16 protein-coding genes are annotated in these 17,048 nt (G+C 71.5%); 4 read left to right on the top strand and 12 right to left on the bottom strand.

Annotated elements, in window-relative coordinates:
* Nucleotides 1-33: 33 nt before the first annotated feature.
* Nucleotides 34-1,374: an MFS transporter gene (locus tag ABD331_RS59500; protein ID WP_344496271.1), complete on the bottom strand. Its 1,341-nt coding sequence runs from the start codon at nucleotides 1,372-1,374 to the stop codon at nucleotides 34-36.
* Between the two features lie 46 nt (nucleotides 1,375-1,420).
* Between ABD331_RS59500 and ABD331_RS59495 the strand changes: the two genes are divergently transcribed.
* Both ABD331_RS59495 and ABD331_RS59490 read left to right on the top strand, forming a co-directional pair.
* Entirely contained in the window at nucleotides 1,421-1,942 is a 522-nt protein-coding gene (locus tag ABD331_RS59495; RefSeq protein WP_344496269.1) for a winged helix-turn-helix transcriptional regulator, read from the top strand.
* A 38-nt stretch (nucleotides 1,943-1,980) separates the two neighbouring features.
* On the top strand, nucleotides 1,981-2,601 hold the full coding sequence (locus ABD331_RS59490) for a pyridoxamine 5'-phosphate oxidase family protein (protein ID WP_344496267.1): 621 nt from the start codon (nucleotides 1,981-1,983) through the stop codon (nucleotides 2,599-2,601).
* A 21-nt stretch (nucleotides 2,602-2,622) separates the two neighbouring features.
* Here ABD331_RS59490 and ABD331_RS59485 read toward each other — a convergent pair whose 3' ends face one another.
* The 3 genes from ABD331_RS59485 to ABD331_RS59475 form a co-directional block, all read right to left on the bottom strand.
* Nucleotides 2,623-2,790 carry a hypothetical protein gene (locus ABD331_RS59485; RefSeq protein WP_344496265.1) on the bottom strand — a complete coding sequence of 56 codons (168 nt, stop codon included), beginning with the start codon at nucleotides 2,788-2,790 and terminating at the stop codon, nucleotides 2,623-2,625.
* 335 nt (nucleotides 2,791-3,125) lie between these two features.
* Nucleotides 3,126-3,569: a carboxymuconolactone decarboxylase family protein gene (locus ABD331_RS59480; RefSeq protein WP_344496263.1), complete on the bottom strand. Its 444-nt coding sequence runs from the start codon at nucleotides 3,567-3,569 to the stop codon at nucleotides 3,126-3,128.
* 99 nt (nucleotides 3,570-3,668) lie between these two features.
* The gene (locus tag ABD331_RS59475; RefSeq protein WP_344496261.1) at nucleotides 3,669-4,118 is read right to left on the bottom strand and encodes a hypothetical protein; all 450 of its coding nucleotides are present in this window, start codon (nucleotides 4,116-4,118) and stop codon (nucleotides 3,669-3,671) included.
* A gap of 78 nt (nucleotides 4,119-4,196) precedes the next feature.
* Between ABD331_RS59475 and ABD331_RS59470 the strand changes: the two genes are divergently transcribed.
* Both ABD331_RS59470 and ABD331_RS59465 read left to right on the top strand, forming a co-directional pair.
* Nucleotides 4,197-5,354 carry an MFS transporter gene (locus ABD331_RS59470; RefSeq protein ID WP_344496259.1) on the top strand — a complete coding sequence of 386 codons (1,158 nt, stop codon included), beginning with the start codon at nucleotides 4,197-4,199 and terminating at the stop codon, nucleotides 5,352-5,354.
* 82 nt (nucleotides 5,355-5,436) lie between these two features.
* Nucleotides 5,437-5,688 carry a hypothetical protein gene (locus ABD331_RS59465; protein ID WP_344496257.1) on the top strand — a complete coding sequence of 84 codons (252 nt, stop codon included), beginning with the start codon at nucleotides 5,437-5,439 and terminating at the stop codon, nucleotides 5,686-5,688.
* Between the two features lie 122 nt (nucleotides 5,689-5,810).
* Here the strand turns inward: ABD331_RS59465 and ABD331_RS59460 are convergent, their stop codons facing one another.
* The 8 genes from ABD331_RS59460 to ABD331_RS59425 form a co-directional block, all read right to left on the bottom strand.
* Nucleotides 5,811-7,073: a DNA glycosylase AlkZ-like family protein gene (locus ABD331_RS59460; RefSeq protein ID WP_344496255.1), complete on the bottom strand. Its 1,263-nt coding sequence runs from the start codon at nucleotides 7,071-7,073 to the stop codon at nucleotides 5,811-5,813.
* Between the two features lie 32 nt (nucleotides 7,074-7,105).
* Nucleotides 7,106-8,812, bottom strand: coding sequence for an ABC transporter family substrate-binding protein (locus tag ABD331_RS59455; protein ID WP_344496253.1), 1,707 nt, complete (start codon nucleotides 8,810-8,812; stop codon nucleotides 7,106-7,108).
* A 31-nt stretch (nucleotides 8,813-8,843) separates the two neighbouring features.
* On the bottom strand, nucleotides 8,844-11,024 hold the full coding sequence (locus ABD331_RS59450) for a dipeptide ABC transporter ATP-binding protein (protein ID WP_344496251.1): 2,181 nt from the start codon (nucleotides 11,022-11,024) through the stop codon (nucleotides 8,844-8,846).
* Nucleotides 11,024-11,929, bottom strand: a complete 906-nt coding sequence (locus ABD331_RS59445) for an ABC transporter permease (RefSeq protein WP_344496249.1) — start codon at nucleotides 11,927-11,929, stop codon at nucleotides 11,024-11,026. The genes ABD331_RS59450 and ABD331_RS59445 overlap by 1 nt, the downstream gene beginning before the upstream one ends.
* Complete coding sequence (locus tag ABD331_RS59440; protein WP_344496247.1) at nucleotides 11,929-12,909, bottom strand: ABC transporter permease; 981 nt, start codon at nucleotides 12,907-12,909, stop codon at nucleotides 11,929-11,931. The genes ABD331_RS59445 and ABD331_RS59440 overlap by 1 nt, the downstream gene beginning before the upstream one ends.
* A 134-nt stretch (nucleotides 12,910-13,043) precedes the next feature.
* Entirely contained in the window at nucleotides 13,044-15,395 is a 2,352-nt protein-coding gene (locus ABD331_RS59435) for an AAA family ATPase (RefSeq protein WP_344496245.1), read from the bottom strand.
* 64 nt (nucleotides 15,396-15,459) lie between these two features.
* On the bottom strand, nucleotides 15,460-16,356 hold the full coding sequence (locus ABD331_RS59430) for a haloalkane dehalogenase (RefSeq protein ID WP_344496243.1): 897 nt from the start codon (nucleotides 16,354-16,356) through the stop codon (nucleotides 15,460-15,462).
* A gap of 75 nt (nucleotides 16,357-16,431) precedes the next feature.
* A partial coding sequence (locus tag ABD331_RS59425; protein WP_344496241.1) for a transposase occupies nucleotides 16,432-17,048 on the bottom strand: 617 nt, incomplete at its 5' end.

Genomic DNA, 17,048 nt, shown 5'->3' with positions numbered 1-17,048 from the left:
CGCGCCTACCGCTGGCACGCACATCCAGTCGCTTCAGGAACGCACCAGCAATGCGGTCAGCGCCATGACGCCCGTCAGCACCACGCACCCCGCCACCGCCACCAAGGCCCCCTGCCCAGGCCCGAGGCTCCCGACGACGGCCGCCACCCCGGCGGCCCCCAGCGACGAGCCGATGTACCGGGCCGTGTTGTTCGCCCCCGACCCCATGCTCACCCGATGCGCGGGCACGCTCTCGATCGCCAACTGCGTGATGGAGGAGTTGATCAGCCCGGACCCGACCCCGCTGACGGCCAGCCCGCCGACGACCAGCGGCAGCGACAGCGAGTACCCCACCCCCAGCAACCCGGCGAAGCCGAGCGCGCTCAGGCCCAGCCCCAGCGCCAGCCGGGCGGCGGCGCGCAGCGGCACGAGCCCGCCCGCCAGCGACGCCACGAACGACAGACCCGACCAGACGCAGAACAGCAGCGCCGTGTCCAGCGGCGTCAGCCCGTGCGCCACCTGCAGCACGCTCGGCAGGTAGCTGAGCAGCCCCACCACCGCGGCCCCGACGACCAGCGCCCCGCCGGTCGCCACCAGGAACACCGGCCGCCTGAACAGCTCCAGGTCCAGCAGCGGCTCGGCCCGCCGCCGCTCGACGGCCACGAACGCCACCACCAGCACCACGGCCAGCGCGAACGCCGCCACCACGACCGGCCGCCCCCACCCGGCCCGCCCTTCGGTCACCCCGGCCACCAGCGCCGCCACGCCGAGGCTGAGCAGCACCACCCCGGGCACGTCGAACCTGCGCGGCGCCTGCGAGCGTGACTCCTCCAGCGTCCGCGCCGACGCGACCGCCAGCACCAGCGCGCCCGCCGCCATCAGCCAGTACGCCGCCCGCCAGCTCACCACCGCGGCCAGCGCCCCGGACAGCAGCGGCCCCACGGCGGTGCCCAGCCCGATCATGGCCCCGTAGCGCGCGGTGGCCCGCACCCGCTCGCTTCCCGACGGGTAGGCGTGCCCGACGATGCCGAGGCTGGCGGCCAGCATGGCGGCCCCTGCCGCGCCCTGCACCAGCCTGGCCAGCACGAACACCGGCACGTTCGGGCTGAGCGCGCCGACGACCTCGGCGGCGGCCATCGCGGACGTGCCCGCCACCAGCACTCGCTTGCGCCCGTGGTCGTCGGCCAGCCCGCCGGCCACGAGCAGCAGTGAGGCCAGCCCGAGCGCGATGGAGCCGAGGATCCACACCGGCCCCGTCGGCCCGGCTCCCAGTGACGCGGCGGTCTGCGGCAGCGTCGCCATCGGCAGCGTGAAGTTGGTCAGGACGAGCAGCGGCACCGCGGAGGTCGCGGCGAGCGTCCCCGGCCGCACTGTCGGTTCAGTGATTGAACTCATGGCGCGCACACTAACACGGTTCGGTGAATGAACTAACATGGGCGGCATGGCACTCGGCAAGAACTACGACGGCCAGAACTGCGCGCTGGCCAGCGCGCTGGAGGTGGTCGGCGAGCGCTGGACGCTGCTGATCGTCCGCGACGCCCTGTACGGGGTGCGCCGCTTCGGCGACTTCCAGGCCCACCTCGACATCCCGAAGGCGGTGCTGTCGCAGCGGCTGACCACGCTCACCGAGGCCGGAATCCTGGAGCGCCGCCGTTACCAGGAGGCGCCGCCCCGCGACGAGTACGTCCTGACCCCCGCCGGCCACGAGCTGTGGCTGCCCGTCCTGGCGCTGGCGCAGTGGAGCGAGCGGCACCTCGCCACGTACGGCCCCCGCCGCCTGTTCCACCACGTGAGCTGCGGCGGCCGGCTGGAGCCCACGTCGTACTGCCCGACCTGCGGCGGCGTGGTGAGGCTGGAGGAAGTCGAGATGCGGCCCGGCCCCGGCCTCGCCGGCGACACGCGGCAGGACCAGGTCAGTCTCGCCCTTCGGACGCCACATCGGATGCTCGACCCGATTACCTGACAAAATCGGGTGTAACCCCTCGAAGGGAGATGTAACACATGAGCTGGGCCGAAATCGGGTCGGAAGCCGAGTTGCGGGAGCTGCTCGGCGAAGTCCTGCCGAGGGCCGCGACCAAGGAGCGGCAGCGCCTGCACGAGCGCGACCGCGAGTGGCTGGCGGCCTCGCCGTTCTGCCTCATCGCCACCTCGGACGACGAGGGCAACTGCGACGTCTCGCCCAAGGGCGACCCGGCCGGTTTCGTGCACGTCATCGACGACACGACGATCGCGATCCCGGACCGCCCGGGGAACCGCAGGGCGGACGGGTTCTTCAATATCCTGAAAAATCCGCATGTGGGGTTGATCTTTTTGATCCCCCGGCGGAACGAGACCCTGCGGATCAACGGCCGGGCCAGGCTCGTCCGCGAGGCCCCGTTCTTCGACGAGCTGATCGTCAAGGGCCACCGCCCGCACCTCGCGCTGGTCGTCGAGATCGAGCAGATCTTCTTCCACTGCGCGAAGTCGTTCCTGCGCTCGTCCCTGTGGAAGCCCGACGCCTGGGCCGCCGACACGCTGCCGACGCACGCCAGGCTGGTCAAGGAGGTGCAGCCGGTCGAGGAGAGCCTCGAGCAACTGGAGAGCTACTACGGCGAGGCCTACGCCAAGCGCCTGTACGGCTGACGCGCCCGCCCGCTCCGGCCCTCAGGCGGCCGGAGTGGGCCCGCCGGGAAAGCGGATGACGTTCTTGCCGGTGTAGGCGTGCAGATCGATCACCTTCGGATCCGCGGGGGGCGTGCGGCGGCCGATCGACCGGATGTCGCGGACCTTGTGCCGCGCGACGGGTGGCGGCACCGCCACAAGCCTGTTCATCGTGAGCCCCCCGTGATGGATCTGTTACCTATGTTATCTACCGATACCCCCGTAAGTTCGGTGTAAGGAGTACGTCAATAGGGAAGCCTGCGACCGGCCGGTGACCGGAGGTCCAGCTCCGTGGCCCGGGTGCGCCGCTTGGCCGTCGGCTTGGCGATCCTGACGCGTTTCATGATCTCCCCCTTCCGAAGCGCGTCCGCTCTCCTCGTCCCGAAAGTGCGCCGCGCCTCCCGGCGGCGCCATGGCGGGCGCTCGACGCCCGCCATGCACGCCAACCTAGCCGGGCCCGGCCCGCCCGCTCCATGCATTTCTGCGGGGTGAGCCGGTGCCCTCGGTCACTGACCGGGCGTGGTACGTGCGATAACGTTCATCCGGTTCCACGCGTTGATCATGGCGAGGGCCACGATGAGGAGACCGAGCTGCTTTTCGCTGTAGTGCTCGGCCGCCTGCTGCCACACCGCGTCAGGCACGGCCTCGCGGTCGGCCAGCCGGCACGCCTCCTCGGTCAGCGCCAGCGCGGCCCGCTCCTCGGGCGTGAACACGGTGGCATCGCGCCACGCCGCCACCATCCAGAGCCGCTCGTCGCTCTCACCGGCCTTCTTCATGTCGCGGCTGTGCATGTCCACGCAGTAGCCGCAGCCGTTGATCTGGCTGGCGCGCAGCTTGACCAGCTCCAGCGTGGGGGTGGGCAGCTCGCTCTCGTGCAGCAGCTTCTCCACGGCGAGGAAGTGGTGGAAGGCCTGGGGCACCTGCTGGGCGACATTGATGCGCTGGGTCATGCGAACCTCCAAGGTTTCGTCGTACGCCACCAGGACGGGACAGCCCGCCCCGATGTGACACGTACGGCGCAGAAACCTTCAGCGCATCCCTACCCCCGATCAGCCGTCGCAGTTGCCCCAGCTCTTGCGCCCGCCCCACGCCGTGACGCGGTTGTCGGGGTCGCGGGTCCAGCCCTCGTACTTCACGCACTTCCAGGCGCCGTCGATGTGCCCGGTCTCGGCGTAGTACTGGTAACGCTGCGCGTCCTCGCTCCGGCCGCCGCCCTTGACCTCCAGGTACGCGCCGGTGACCGTGCGCCTGCCGGTGTAGGCCGTCTTGATCGCGGCGACGCAGTTCTTGCCGCTGCGCTTGTTGTACATCAGGTAGACGTGCCCGAAAACGGCTCCGTCGCGCGTCCGCATCGCGCGATGGCCGTCCTTGACCCGATGGAAGCCCTTGCCGCAGACGCGCTCGGGGGAGTAGGCGGCCGTGGCGGCGTACGCGGAGGAGGGAACGGCGGCGATGCCGGCGGCGACGAGACTCGCCGCGATGACCGAACGGATGAGCACGAGCTGTCCTTTGAACGGGTATATGGGCAAGGCTGATCTTTACTGTGTCTTGACCGAAATTTCAAGGAGATCCGGTAAATGCCACTGATCGCGGTCTGTGCGGCGTGGGCCGTGTTCTGGGGGTCGTGGTCGGCCCTGCTGCCCGCCATCAAGGACGAACTCGGCCTCACGGCCGGCGATCTCGGGCTGGCGCTCAGCGCCGTACCGGTGGGCGCCCTGCCCGCGATGGCGCTGGCCGGACGGCTGGCCAGAGGACGCGAACGCACCGCCCTGGCCACCACCCTGATCCTCTTCGCGCTCGCCGTGGCCGCCATCGGGCTGGCCGGCACCGCCTGGCAGCTCGCGCTCGCCCTCCTGCTGGTCGGCGCCACCAGCGGCGCCCTCGACATCGCGCTCAACCTCGCCACCGGACGCGCCGAACGCGAGACCGGCCGCCGCCTCTTCCAGCCCGTGCACGCCGCCTTCCCGGTGGCGGTCATCGCCGCCGCGCCGCTCACCGGTCTGGCCCGCTCGTACGGGCTCGGCGTCGCCACCGTGCTCGTGATCATCGCCCTGATCGTGGCGGCCACGTCGCTCGTCCTCCTGGCGCTGCCCCAGGGGCGCGGCCCGCAGGAGGAGAGCACCGGCGACGGGCGGCGGCTGTGGGGGGCAGCGGTCGTGCTGGGGGTGCTGGCCGCCTGCGTCCTGATCGTCGAGAACTCCGTGGAGCAGTGGTCCGTCCTGCTGCTGGAGGAGCACCGGGGCGCCACCCCGCTGGTCGCCAGCGCCGCCCCCTCCGTCTACATGGCGGCACTCACGGCGGGGCGGCTGGTGGTGCAGGCGCTGCCCAGGGTGCCGCTCAAGGTGCTGTACGTGGTGGCGGGGGCCGGCGGCGGCGCCGGAATCGCCCTGGCGGGGCTCGGCGGGTCGATCTTCGGGCTCGGCGGCTCGCTCGGTGGGGAAGCGGCGGCCTCGGCGGCCGGGTTCGGTGGGGGAGTGGTGGTCTCGCTGGTCGGGTTCGGGCTCACCGGGCTGGCGCTCGGGCCGCTGGTTCCCGCCCTGCTCAGCCGGGCCGCCGCCGACGACCCCAGCGGCACGATGGTGTGGGGGGTGTCCACGATCTCCTACACGGGGTTCGTGGTGAGCCCGCTGCTGGTGGCGGGGCTGAGCGGGTGGCTCGGCCTGCCCGCCGCCCTGGCCGCCCTCGGCCTGCTGGGCCTGCCGCTCCTCGTACGGGCCGCCATCGAACGCCCGTGAGCCGGAATATGGCGCTTTCTTGGGGAAGAGAGACCACGGAACCGGGTATCCCCCCGGCGGATCGACTGCAAAGGGGATCACCATGGCTGTCTGCGAGACCTGCGGCAACGACTACGACATGGCGTTCGAGGTGCACGCGCAGGGAGCGGTGCACACCTTCGACTGCTTCCAGTGCGCGATCGAGGCGATGGCGCCCATCTGCGAGCACTGCGGCACCAAGGTCATCGGGCACGGCGTGCAGTCGGGCGAGCACTGGTACTGCTGCGCCCACTGCGCGCGCGAGGAGGGCAACGAGGGCCTGGTGGACCGCACCATGGCCGGCACCACGGCCTAGACACCACGGCCTAGACACCACGGCCTGGGCACCTCGCCCTCGGCACCTCGGCCTGGGCGCCCGCCGCCCACTCGGCGCAGGAGCCCTGCCGCCTATCGGCCCAGCAGCCCTGCCGCCTCGGGCTAGGACTCCTGCCGACCCTCGGCGCTGAGCGCGTCGAGGAGTTTGCGCATGCGCGCGACCGCCTCGTCCAGCAGCCCGGGGGGCACGGGAGCGGCGAGATCGGTGACGAGGTCGCCGCCCTTGGCCTCCCACACCCCGGCGACCCGCCCCTCGTGCACCACCACCGGGGAGATCCACCCGGCCTGCCTGCTCACCTTCGGCTTGAGCTCCGGCGGCAGCAGCGGCGCGAGGTTGCGCGGCGCGCCCAGGATGTACTGGTCGAACCCGGGCAGCAGATGCACTGCCGACGAGGGCTCGGTGGCCGCCAGGGAGTCGAGGTGCGAGGTCAGCGCCAGCAGCGTGGTGCCGTCGTCGGTCTCCACCTCGGTCAGCTCGGGCGCCAGCTCGCGGAACCAGCCCTTCAGCACCGCCTTGGGCGCCGTCCCGCCGAACAGCCACGCGTCGAACATCTGCGGCGTGGCCGGGCCGTGCGCGCCCAGGAAGGCCCGCACCAGCCGCACCCCGGCCTCCTCCTGGGGTGGCAGCTCGCCGGGCCAGCCAGGCACCCAGGCGCGTGGCGTGGTGAAGGTCACCTTGCCCGCGCGCGGCGGCCCGTAGCACAGCTCACCCAACCGGCTCAGCGGCTTGAGCAACGCACCCCACCCCGAGCCGAGCGCCTCCCGCAGATGCGCGTCCCCGGTCCGCGCCACCACGGCCTCAACCAGCTCCTCCCTGGTCAGCGCCAACTCACCGAGCGCGCCCTGCGCCCCTGACGCGGCCTGCCTGCCGTGAGCGGCCTGCGCACCCGACGCGGCCGGCTTGCCGTGAGCGGCCTGCGCACTGGACGCGGCCCGCTCACCGGGCGTGGCCCGCCCGACCGACGTGGCCCGCTCGTTGAGGACGGCGGGGACCGCGTCCATGATCGCCGCGATCTCCCCAGCCGTGACCCCCTGGCCGCGCAGCCACGCCCCCTTCTCCCAGAACCGCAACGTGCTCAGCGCCGAGCAGTAGTCCGCGAGCTGATCACTCGGCACCAGATGCAGCGTGCCACCCCGCATGAGCCACGTCTTGACGAGCGTGCGTTCCCCCCACAAGGCCCGTTCGATCTCGGAGCCATCCGGCCGCGCGCTCCTGACCGCCACGGCGAGCCGCGCGGACGAGGCGACCTGCGCCTGCACCCCGCACAACCGCCGCGCGACCTCCACCGCACCACCGCCGTCGGCCGCGCTGACGAACTGCCGGCTCAACCGCCAGGCGAGAATCTGGGACCAGGTCACTTTCACACGGACATGTCTACCTCCGATAGCGGACAGGTTCAGTCCGTGAAGCCGATGTCCTGGTACCGCAGGTCGTCGAAGCCGCGCGCCCCGATGTTGGCCAGCTCCTGCCGCACCGCCACGAGCTGGGGCCGCTGGTAGAGGGGCAGCACGTTGACCTCTTCCCAGATGAGCCGGTCGGCCGCGTTCGTGGCGGCGCGGGCGCGTACGGGGTCTAGGCTCTGCGCGGCCCTGCTCATGGCCTCGTCGATGGCCGCCGACCCGGTACGCCCGAAGTTGGCGTTCCAGCTCTGCCCGTTGGCGGCGTTGGCGTAGATGCCGTAGCTGCTGGAGACGGGGAACGGCGTGCCGATGTAGGCGAACGGCGTGAGATCGAAGTTGCCGGGGATCACGTACTTGGTGAAGAAGTCGTCGCTGGGCACGGCCTTGATCGTGACCTTCACGCCGATCTGGGCGAGCATGGTCTGCACCAGCTCGCCCTCCGCCTTGCTGGTCTGCACCCCGGACGGCACGACGAAGCGCAGGTCCATGGGCTTGCCGTCCTTCTGCCTGACCGTCCCGTTGAGCTTCCATCCGGCGGCGTCCAGCAGTTGCTTGGCCTTCTCCGGGTTGTAGGCGCCGAGCGGCCCGGCGTTGTCCTGGTAGCCCTCCTGGGTGTTCATGAAGAAGTGGTTGTTCAGCAGCGCGATCGGCCAGTCCAGCCCTTGCAGGTCCGACTGGGCGATGGCCTGGCGGTTGATGCCGAGCTGGACGGCCTGGCGGACGTTGCGGTCCTTGAGCAGCTCGCCGGAGCCGTTGAAGGTCAGGTGCCGGAAGTCGGGGCCGGCCGCCTGGCGCACCTGGGCGCCCGTGGTGGCCTTGGCGCGCGCGTAGTTGGGCGCGGAGGTGCCGACGTCGATGATGTCCAGCTCGCCGTTGTTGAACGCGCCGATCAGCGAGTCCTGCTCGGACGCCCGATAGATGATCTTGTCCAGTTTGGCCCGGTCGCCCCACCACGTGTCGTCCCGCACGATGGTGATGGTCTTGGCCGTCTGGTCGAACCCGCCGAACTTGAACGGCCCCGCCGTCACCGGGATCTGGTTCACCCAGGCGTTGTTGAACGTCTGCGCGCTGCGGTTGGTGGCCGCCGGCAGCAGCGGCCCGAACAGCGCCTGCCAGTCGCCGAACGGCTTGCGGAACGTCACCACCACCTCGTGGTCGTCCTTGCCCCGCGCCACCTTCTCGATGTCCTGGTAACCGGTGGCCGAGACGATGTGGAAGGCGGGGTCGCGCCCGCTCAGCGCCTGCCACTGCGCCTGGTAGTCGGCCCAGGTGATCGGTTTGCCGTCGGACCACTTGGCCTTCGGGTTCAGCCGGTACGTCACCACCTGCTTCGGCCGCTGCTCGGTGACCCTGGCGTCGAGCACGTAGTCGGCGTCGACCGAGATCTCCGCCTTCTCGTCGGAGGTGAACGGCGCGGGCAGCAGCGCGTTGCTGATCACGGCGGCCATCGCGAGGTTGCCGTCGACGTGGTTGCGGTTCCACTGGCTGGGGAACTCGTTGATGCCCCAGCGCAGCGTGCCGCCGTCCTTGACCTTGTCTCGCGGCTGCGGGTTGACGTCGGAAGCCTTGATCGTCCGCTCGTCCCCCGCGCTGTCCTGGCTCCCCGGGACGCCGCCCTGACCCGAGCCGCAGCCCGCGAGCAGCAGCGGGAGCGCTGCGGTGACGGCCATGGCCGCGGCCACGACACGACGTGATGAGTTCATCGCGCGAAATTCCTCCTGGATCGAGCGAGGTCTATACGACTTCGCGTCTCTCTGCGTAGTGGCAGGCCGCACCGTGGTCCTCGCCCACCGGCCGCACCTCGGGCTCGACGCCGACGCAGAGCTGACGCTCCCCGTCGGTGAGCTCCGCGCGGAACTTGGGGCACCTGGTGCGGAATCGACAGCCCGTCGGAGGGTTGGCCGGGCTGGGCAGGTCGCCTTCGAGCAGGATCCGCTCGCGGGCGCGCTCGCGTACCGGATCGGGCAGCGGGATCGCCGAGAGCAGCGCCTGGGTGTACGGATGGGAGGGGTTGTCGTAGACCGCGTCCACCTGGCCGATCTCGGCGATCCTGCCGAGGTACATCACCGCGACCCGGTCGGCGATGGAGCGCACCACGGCCAGGTCGTGCGCCACGAACAGGTAGGACAGGCCGAGCCTGGTCCTGAGCGAGTCGAGCAGGTTGATCACGCCGGCCTGGATCGACACGTCGAGCGCGGAGACCGGCTCGTCGAGCACGAGCAGCCGGGGCTCCAGCGCCAGCGCCCTGGCGATGCCGATGCGCTGCCGCTGCCCGCCCGAGAAGTCCTGCGGGTAGCGGGCGGCGTGGGCGGGATCGAGGCCGACCAGCGCGAGCAACTCCCGCACCCGCCACCCCACGGCGTCCGCCCCGCCACCCGTCTGGCCGCGCGCGCCGCCGCTCGCCTTGCCGCCCGCGCTGCCCGAACTGCCGTCCGCGCTGCCCGAACTGCCGCCCGTCTGGCCGCGCGCGCCGCCCGCGCCGCGGCCCGCGCCGTCCCTGGGCCCGCCCCACCCGTGCGTACGCAGCGGCTCGGCGAGGATGTCGTGCACGGTCATGCGCGGGTCGAGCGAGGCCAGCGGATCCTGGAAGACGACCTGCATGTCGCGCCTGATCTCGACGCGCTCGCCCCGCCCCAGCTTGGCGGTGTCGTGGCCGAGCACCACGATGCGGCCGTCCTGGGGCGCGGCCAGCTCCAGGATCTGCGTCAGCGTGGTCGTCTTGCCGCTGCCCGACTCCCCGACCAGCCCCAGCGTCTCGCCCTGCCGGATGTCGAAGCTGACCCCGGCCACCGCGTGCACGGTGCCGATCCGGCGCTTGAACACCGCCCCCTTGAGCAGCGGATAGTCCTTGACCAGCCGCTGCACCTCCAGCACGGTGCGCTCGCCGCGCACACGCAGCCGGCCGCCACCGCCACCGTCGGGCGGCGCCGCGTGCCGGCCGGGCCCGCGCGGGTGCACCTCCTGCCACCGGATGCACGCCGCCCGATGATCCCGGCCCACCTCGAACAGCGGCGGCTCCGCCTCGTCGCACTCGGTGATCCGCATCGGGCAGCGCGGCGCGAACGGGCAGCCGGGCGGCAGCGCGCCCGGCGACGGCGGGTTGCCCTCGATGGGCGTCAGCGGCTGCCGGCCGCGCCGGTCCACGCGCGGGACGGAGGCGAGCAGCCCCGCGGTGTACGGCATCCGGGTGCGGTAGTAGATGTCGTCCACGCCGCCCACCTCGACGGGCCGGCCGGCGTACATGACCAGCACCCGGTCGGCGAACCCGGCCACCACCCCCAGGTCGTGGGTGATCATGACGATGGCCGCGCCGGTCTTGGCCTGCGCCCGTTTGAGCACCTCCAGCACCTGCGCCTGGATGGTGACGTCGAGCGCCGTGGTCGGCTCGTCGCAGATGATCACGTCGGGGTCGTTGGCGATGGCCATCGCGATCACCACGCGCTGCCGCATGCCGCCGGAGAACTCGTGCGGGAAGGCCAGCGCCCGCTCCGCCGGCCGCGGGATGCCCACGAGCTCCAGCAGCTCGATCGCCTTGACCAGGGCGGTCTCCCTGCCGACCCGCTGGTGCACGCGCACCGCCTCGGCGATCTGGTCGCCCACCCGGTAGACCGGGGTGAGCGCGGACAGCGGGTCCTGGAAGACCATCGACACGGCCTTGCCGCGGAAGGAGTTCAGTGCCCGCTCGGGGGCGCCGATCAGCTCTCTGCCGTGCAGGCGTACCGAGCCGGAGACGCGCGCCCCCGGCGGCAGCAGGCCCATTACGGCGGCCGAGGTGACCGACTTGCCGGAGCCCGACTCGCCGACGATGCCGAGCACCTCGCCCCGGCGTACCGCGTAGCTCACGCCGCGCACGGCGCGCACGTCGCCGAACGACACGTTGAGGTCGCTGACCTCCAGCACCGGCTCGTCGTCCATCACGGCCTTCCGGAGGAGGGGTCGAACGCGTCGCGCAGCGCGTCGCCGACGAGGTTGACCGCCAGCACGGTGATCACCAGCAGCCCGGCCACGAACCAGAACGTCCACGGCGCGTAGACCGCGGTCTTGGAGCCGTCGGCGATGAGCGTGCCGAACGACACGTCGGGCGGCTGGATGCCGAAGCCGAAGTACGACAGCGACGTCTCGGTGAGGATGGCGCTGCTGACGTTGAGCGTGGCGTCCACGATGAGCAGCGACGACAGGTTGGGGATCACGTGGCGGAAGATGATCCGCACCGGCGGCACGCCCATGTAGCGGGCGGCCTGGACGAACTCGCGCTCCTTCACCGAGATGGCCATCCCGCGCACGATCTTCGAGGTCACCATCCACAGGAACAGCGCCAGCATGACCACGAACAGCGGCCACTGCCCCGACCCGAACAGGGGCGACAGGATCGCCAGGATGAGGAACGCGGGCAGCACCAGCAGCAGGTCGGTCACCCAGCTCAGCACCCGGTCGGTCCACCCCAGGAAGTAGCCGGCGAACGCCCCCACGACCGCCGCCAGCGCCGTCGAGACCAGCGCCGCCAGCAGCCCCACGACCAGCGACTTCTGCATGCCGCGCAACGTCACGGCGAACACGTCGGAGCCCGTTTGGAGCGTTCCGAACCAGTGGCGCGCCGACGGCGGCTGCATGAAGGCGGTGAAGTCCTTGTCGGTGTACGTCCACGGGCTGAACAGCGGCCCCACGAAGGCCAGCAGGAACATCAGCGCCAGCACCGCGAACCCGATCAGCCCCTGCGTGGAGCGGAAGAACCGCCCGGCGACCATCCGCATCCTGGACGGCGCCCTGGTCAGCACGCCGTCGGCGAGCTCCTCCGCCTGCTCCTCCTCCGACAGCGTCATCAGGCCCGCACCCTCGGGTCGAGCGCCGCGTGCAGCAGGTCGGCGGCCAGCGCGGCGCACAGCACGGAGACGGCGGCCAGCAGGGAGATGGCGGCGACGGTGTTGACGTCGTTGCTGAAGATCGAGTTGATGAGCTGCTCGCCCAGCCCGTGCCAGCCGAAGATCTTCTCCGTGAACGTGGCCCCGGTCAGCAGCGCGCCGAACGTGAACGCGAAGTAGGTCACCACCGGGATCATCGCGGTGCGCAGCGCGTGCCTGGTCAGCGCCTTGCGCCTGCTCAGCCCCTTGGCCCTGGCCGTGCGGACGAAGTCGGCGCCGAGCACGTCCAGCATCATGTTGCGCTGGTAGCGGCTGAAGACGGCGATCAGCCCCACCGACAGCGAGACCGTCGGCAGGACGAGGTGCTGCAGCCGGTCGACCACCTGGCTCCAGAAGCCCTCGACGTCGGTGCTGTACTCGCCGCTGACCAGCAGCACCTGCCGGCCGAACACCTGCTGGTTGGCCCACGCGGCGACCAGGATCAGCATGTTGGCCAGCACGACCACCGGCACCGCCAGCACCAGGAACGACAGCCCGGTCGAGAGCCGGTCGAACCACCCGTACTGGCGGACCGCGGCCAGCGCGCCCACCAGCACGCCGAGCAGGCTGCCGCACACCAGCCCCAGGATGACCAGCCGGAACGTGACGCCCATGCGGCGCTTGACGTCCTCGTTGACGGGCGCGCCCGCGACCGTCCTGCCGAGGTCGCCGCGCAGCACGCCGCTCGCCCAGACGCCGTAGCGCTCAAGCAGCGGCGTCTTGTCGTTGAGGTTGAGCGCGGCGAGTTGCGCGTCCACCACGGCGGGCGGCGGTTTCGGGGTGCGGTCGGCGTAGTTGGAGCGCGGGTCGAGGGCCATGGCCGCGAGCAGGTAGGCGAGGCTGGCGGCCACGACCACGAGCACGGCGTAGTTGAGCAGCCTGCGGGCCAGGAACCCCGCCATCGCTCCCCCTCCTGCGCGCGCGACACGCACGACCGAGCCACTGGACGTGGCTTATCGTAGTCATATTGCTACACCATGCGAGCATCGCGCCGCACGAGAGCCGTGAAGAAGGCGTGAAGAAGGCGGGAAATGGGTCAGCGGCCGGAGAGCTCGTCCACGGCGGTGCGGACGTCCTCGCTGGTGATGGTGGTCAGGTCGGCCGCGCTGGCGGAGCCGCCGCGCGAGGCGTGGGCGGCCAGCCGCACGTCACGCCGCATGGCCGCGCGCTCGAACAGCGACCTGGCGAAGCGGCCGTTGCCCAAACCGTCGATCAGCCGGTCCTCGCACACCCAGGTGAACACCTCGTCGAGCCGCTGCAGCGCCTCGTCGTCGAAGTTGTCACCCGACTTCTCCGCCAGCAGCACCGCGATCTGCGACAGCTCGCGCGGCGAGTAGCTGGGGAAGGCCACCCGCTGGTTGAACCGGCTGGCCAGGCCCGGGTTGGTCGACAGGAACGCGTCCATCTCGCGCTCGTAGCCCGCCAGCACGACGACGAGCCGGTCGCGGTCGTCCTCGGCCCGCTTGAGCAGCGTCTGGACGGCCTCCGCGCCGAACGCGTCGCCGCCCTGGTAGCCGGGGTTGACCAGGCTGTAGGCCTCGTCGATGAACAGCACGCCGCCCAGCGCCCTGTCGACCAGCTCGTTCGTCTTGATCGCGGTCGCGCCGAGGTGCTGGCCGACCAGGTCGGCCCGGTGCGCCTCGACCACGTCGGGCCTGGCCAGCAGGCCGAGCGCGGCGAAGACGCGGCCCAGCACCCGGGCGACCGTGGTCTTGCCGGTGCCGGGCGGGCCGACGAAGACGAAGTGCCGCATCTGCTGCGGCGTGGGCAGCCCGCGCTCCTGGCGCATCCTGGCCACCTGGAGCTGCGCCGCGATCGCGTGCACCTGCCGCTTTACCGGGGCCAGCCCGGCCATCCTGTCGAGGTCGGCGAGCGCCTCCTCCAGCGTGGGCGTGGCCACGTAGCCGCGGAAGCGGGCGGTCAGCTCCTCGAACGCCTTGGTCACGTCGGGCGTGGTCGTGGTGACGAGGTCCTGCGTGGTCGGCGTGCCGCCGGCGCCCACCACGCGGACGTCGCGGGCCTGCGCGGCGGCCTCCACCAGGCTGCGCGCGAACCGGGCGTTGCCCAGTTCGTCGACCAGGCCGCGGCGGTGCACGTCGTCGTAGAGGCCGAGCAGCACCCGCTTGGTGGCGTCGTCCATCTGGTCGCCCCTGCGCCGCTGCAGAAGCTCGGTGACCTCGACCAGCTCGGCGGGGGAGTAGCCGGGAAAGCGCACCCGCGTGGCGAACCTGCTGGCCAGCCCCGGGTTGCTGGTCAGGAACGAGCCCATCTCCTGCTCGTAGCCCGCCAGGATGATGATCAGCCGCTCACGGTCGTCCTCGGCCCGTTTGAGCAGCGTCTGCACGGCCTCGGCGCCGAACCGGTCGGGCTGGCCGTCGGCGGAGTTGATCAGCCCGTACGCCTCGTCGATGAACAGCACGCCGCCCAGCGCCCTGTCGACCAGCTCGTTCGTCTTGATCGCGGTCGCGCCGAGGAACTCGCCCACCAGGTCGGCCCGCTGCGCCTCGACCACGTAAGGCGTCTCCAGCAGGCCGAACGCGTAGAAGATCTTGGCCAGCGCGCGGGCCACGGTGGTCTTGCCGGTGCCGGGCGGGCCGACGAACACGAAGTGCCTGGTGGGCCGCTCGGCCGTGTAACCGGCCTCGGCCCGCAGCCGCGACGCCTCGATGGAGGCGGCGATCGAGCGCACCTGCTCCTTGACCGGCGCGAGCCCGATCATGCTCTCCAGCTCGGCGAGCGCCTCCTCCACCGAGATCTGCGGCGGCGCGCCCGACTTGTCGTGCGGCACCTCGGGCCTGCCCTCGCGGACCCTGACGCGCACCTGCTGCTCCGCCGCGGCGACGCTCGCCGCGCGGACCTTCCTGGCCAGCATGAACCGGTAGCCGAGCACGGCGACGGCGGCGGCGCACGCCACCCAGACGGCCACGCCGTCGGAGACGGGCGACAGCGCGGCGCCGAGCACCCCGGCGGGGACGAGCGCCAGCAGCGTGCTCACCCACGGCGTCACCCAGCGGATGAGGTGGGCGGCCCCGGCCACGGGCAGCCCGAGGAAGACCATCACGTGCAGGGTGGCGGCGCCCTCGGGGAAGAGCCGCCCGAAGACCTGCACCGCCAGCGCCATCCAGCCCGCCACCACCAGCGCGGTGGCCGCGGCCCGCGGATAGCGCATGGTCAGCGCGACGAACGCGAGCAGCAGCAGCACCAGGGGGAAGGTCTGGAGCAGGTCCCAGCCGAGTGCGGCGCCGACGCCCATGGTGACCACGAGCACGACCACGTAGAGGACCCGGCGCACGGCCGGGGGAATCTGGAAATAACGCAGCCGAACCTTTTCGAACAGATCCCGCGCCACGGCCCGCCCCGCGGCCTGGGCCCTGTCGGACTCACGCATCACGCCTCCCCGGTCCGCCCCCGGTTATACCGCACCGGGCCGACTATTGGGCGGTCCTGACACGCTAGGTGGAGGTCACGAAAAGGGCTATCTGACGGCCGAGTTCGGGCCCCGCGTCCTCTTGCAGGAAGTGCCCGGCATCCTTGATCACAGGATGTCGCAGGCCGGCCGTGCCGCGCAGCGATTTGCGCAATATGGGCGCCATGCCCCCCGTGATCGGGTCACTGTCGGAGAACGCCACCAGGAACGGCCTGTCAAGCGTGGTGAGGATCTGCCAGGCAGCGCGGTTGGCGGGCGCGGCGGGGTCGTCCGGCGCGGTCGGCACCAGCCCGGGCATCGCGCGCGGCCCCGCCTTGTACGACTCGTCCGGGAACGGCGCGTCGTAGGCCGCCAGCACCTCCTTGGGCAGCTCGCTCCTGCAGCCCGCCTGGACCAGCCGGGCGACGTCCAGCACGGGGGCCTTGAGCACCGCGTTCCTGAAGCGGTGCCAGACCTCGGGCATAGGAATGTCACCCGTCGGCAAGCCCGTGTTCGCGGCCACGATCCTGGCCACCCGCTCCGGGTGCTCGGCCGCCACCCGCAGGCCGATCAGGCCGCCCCAGTCCTGGCCGACCACGGTCATGCCGGTCAGGCCCAGCGCGTCCAGCAGGAGGGCGCGGGTCCACTCCACGTGCCTGGCGTAGGTGTGGTCGGCCAGGTCGGCCGGCTTGTCGGAGCGGCCGAAACCGATCAGGTCCACGGCGATGGCGCGCAGACCGGCCGTGGCCAGCTCCGGCATGACGTGGCGGTAGAGGAAGGACCAGCTCGGCTCGCCGTGCAGGAGCACGACCGGTTCGCCGTCCGCGGGGCCGGTCTCGACGTAGGCCATCCTCAGGCCGTCGCCCACCTCGGCATAGTGGGGGGTGTAGGGGAAGCCGGGCAGGTCGGTGAAGCGATCGTCCGGCGTGCGCAGGATTCGCATAGAACAACGTTCTACCCCGGCGCGGCCCCACGCGCCAGCGCCCCCGGGCCGGCTAGATCGCTGATGTGAATTTGGTTAGTGGTCATAGGCGGTCAGAGACCGTTTCACTGGTGCGTCGGTGTTCCAGTTGTGCCAGATTGCGGCGTTGAGGGCGAGGATGCGCTGGCTGATGCGTGCCCAGAGGCCGTCCGGGTGGCGGGCGTTGTGGCGTTCGAGGCCGAGCTGGTTCTTCAGGGTCCAGATGATCGCCTCGATGCGCTGGCGCAGCCAGCCGGGAAAGGGCAGGGCGCGTGCAGGCTCGTCTTCGCGGGCCGGCCGGATCAGGAGATGGCCCAGGTCGGCGGCGGCCTTCTCGATGCCGGCGCCGGCGAATCCCTTGTCGCACACGATCGGGCACGGCCCGCCGGCTATCGGGTGGACGTGCATCAGGTGCAGGGCCTGCTTGCGTTCATCGAGCTCTTTGGGGTGAGCCAGGCTGAAGCCGGTCACCGCGCCGTCAGCGGTGGTGATCAGCATCAGCTTGGCGCCCCAGTAGAAGGCGTGGTGGGACTTGTCCATGCCGTACCCGGCGATCTCGCCCAGGCTTGACCGGTTGACCGTGACCCGCGAGGCGCCGCAGCGGATCGGGGTGCCGTCCATCAGCCGCAACGGCTCGTGCCAGGTCGGGACCTGGCGGGCCAGCCACAACGCCG

Source organism: Nonomuraea monospora, assembly GCF_039531895.1.
GTDB classification, from domain to species: Bacteria; Actinomycetota; Actinomycetes; order Streptosporangiales; family Streptosporangiaceae; genus Nonomuraea; species Nonomuraea monospora.
This window is presented reverse-complemented; position numbering and strand designations above follow the sequence as displayed.

Coding starts and splice junctions, on each gene's coding strand:
- ABD331_RS59500 (WP_344496271.1), bottom strand. CDS start 1,374: ATGAGTTCAATCACTGAACCGACAGTGCGGCCGGGGACGCTCGCCGCG.
- ABD331_RS59495 (WP_344496269.1), top strand. CDS start 1,421: ATGGCACTCGGCAAGAACTACGACGGCCAGAACTGCGCGCTGGCCAGC.
- ABD331_RS59490 (WP_344496267.1), top strand. CDS start 1,981: ATGAGCTGGGCCGAAATCGGGTCGGAAGCCGAGTTGCGGGAGCTGCTC.
- ABD331_RS59485 (WP_344496265.1), bottom strand. CDS start 2,790: ATGAACAGGCTTGTGGCGGTGCCGCCACCCGTCGCGCGGCACAAGGTC.
- ABD331_RS59480 (WP_344496263.1), bottom strand. CDS start 3,569: ATGACCCAGCGCATCAATGTCGCCCAGCAGGTGCCCCAGGCCTTCCAC.
- ABD331_RS59470 (WP_344496259.1), top strand. CDS start 4,197: ATGCCACTGATCGCGGTCTGTGCGGCGTGGGCCGTGTTCTGGGGGTCG.
- ABD331_RS59465 (WP_344496257.1), top strand. CDS start 5,437: ATGGCTGTCTGCGAGACCTGCGGCAACGACTACGACATGGCGTTCGAG.
- ABD331_RS59455 (WP_344496253.1), bottom strand. CDS start 8,812: ATGAACTCATCACGTCGTGTCGTGGCCGCGGCCATGGCCGTCACCGCA.
- ABD331_RS59450 (WP_344496251.1), bottom strand. CDS start 11,024: ATGGACGACGAGCCGGTGCTGGAGGTCAGCGACCTCAACGTGTCGTTC.
- ABD331_RS59445 (WP_344496249.1), bottom strand. CDS start 11,929: ATGACGCTGTCGGAGGAGGAGCAGGCGGAGGAGCTCGCCGACGGCGTG.
- ABD331_RS59440 (WP_344496247.1), bottom strand. CDS start 12,909: ATGGCGGGGTTCCTGGCCCGCAGGCTGCTCAACTACGCCGTGCTCGTG.
- ABD331_RS59435 (WP_344496245.1), bottom strand. CDS start 15,395: ATGCGTGAGTCCGACAGGGCCCAGGCCGCGGGGCGGGCCGTGGCGCGG.
- ABD331_RS59430 (WP_344496243.1), bottom strand. CDS start 16,356: ATGCGAATCCTGCGCACGCCGGACGATCGCTTCACCGACCTGCCCGGC.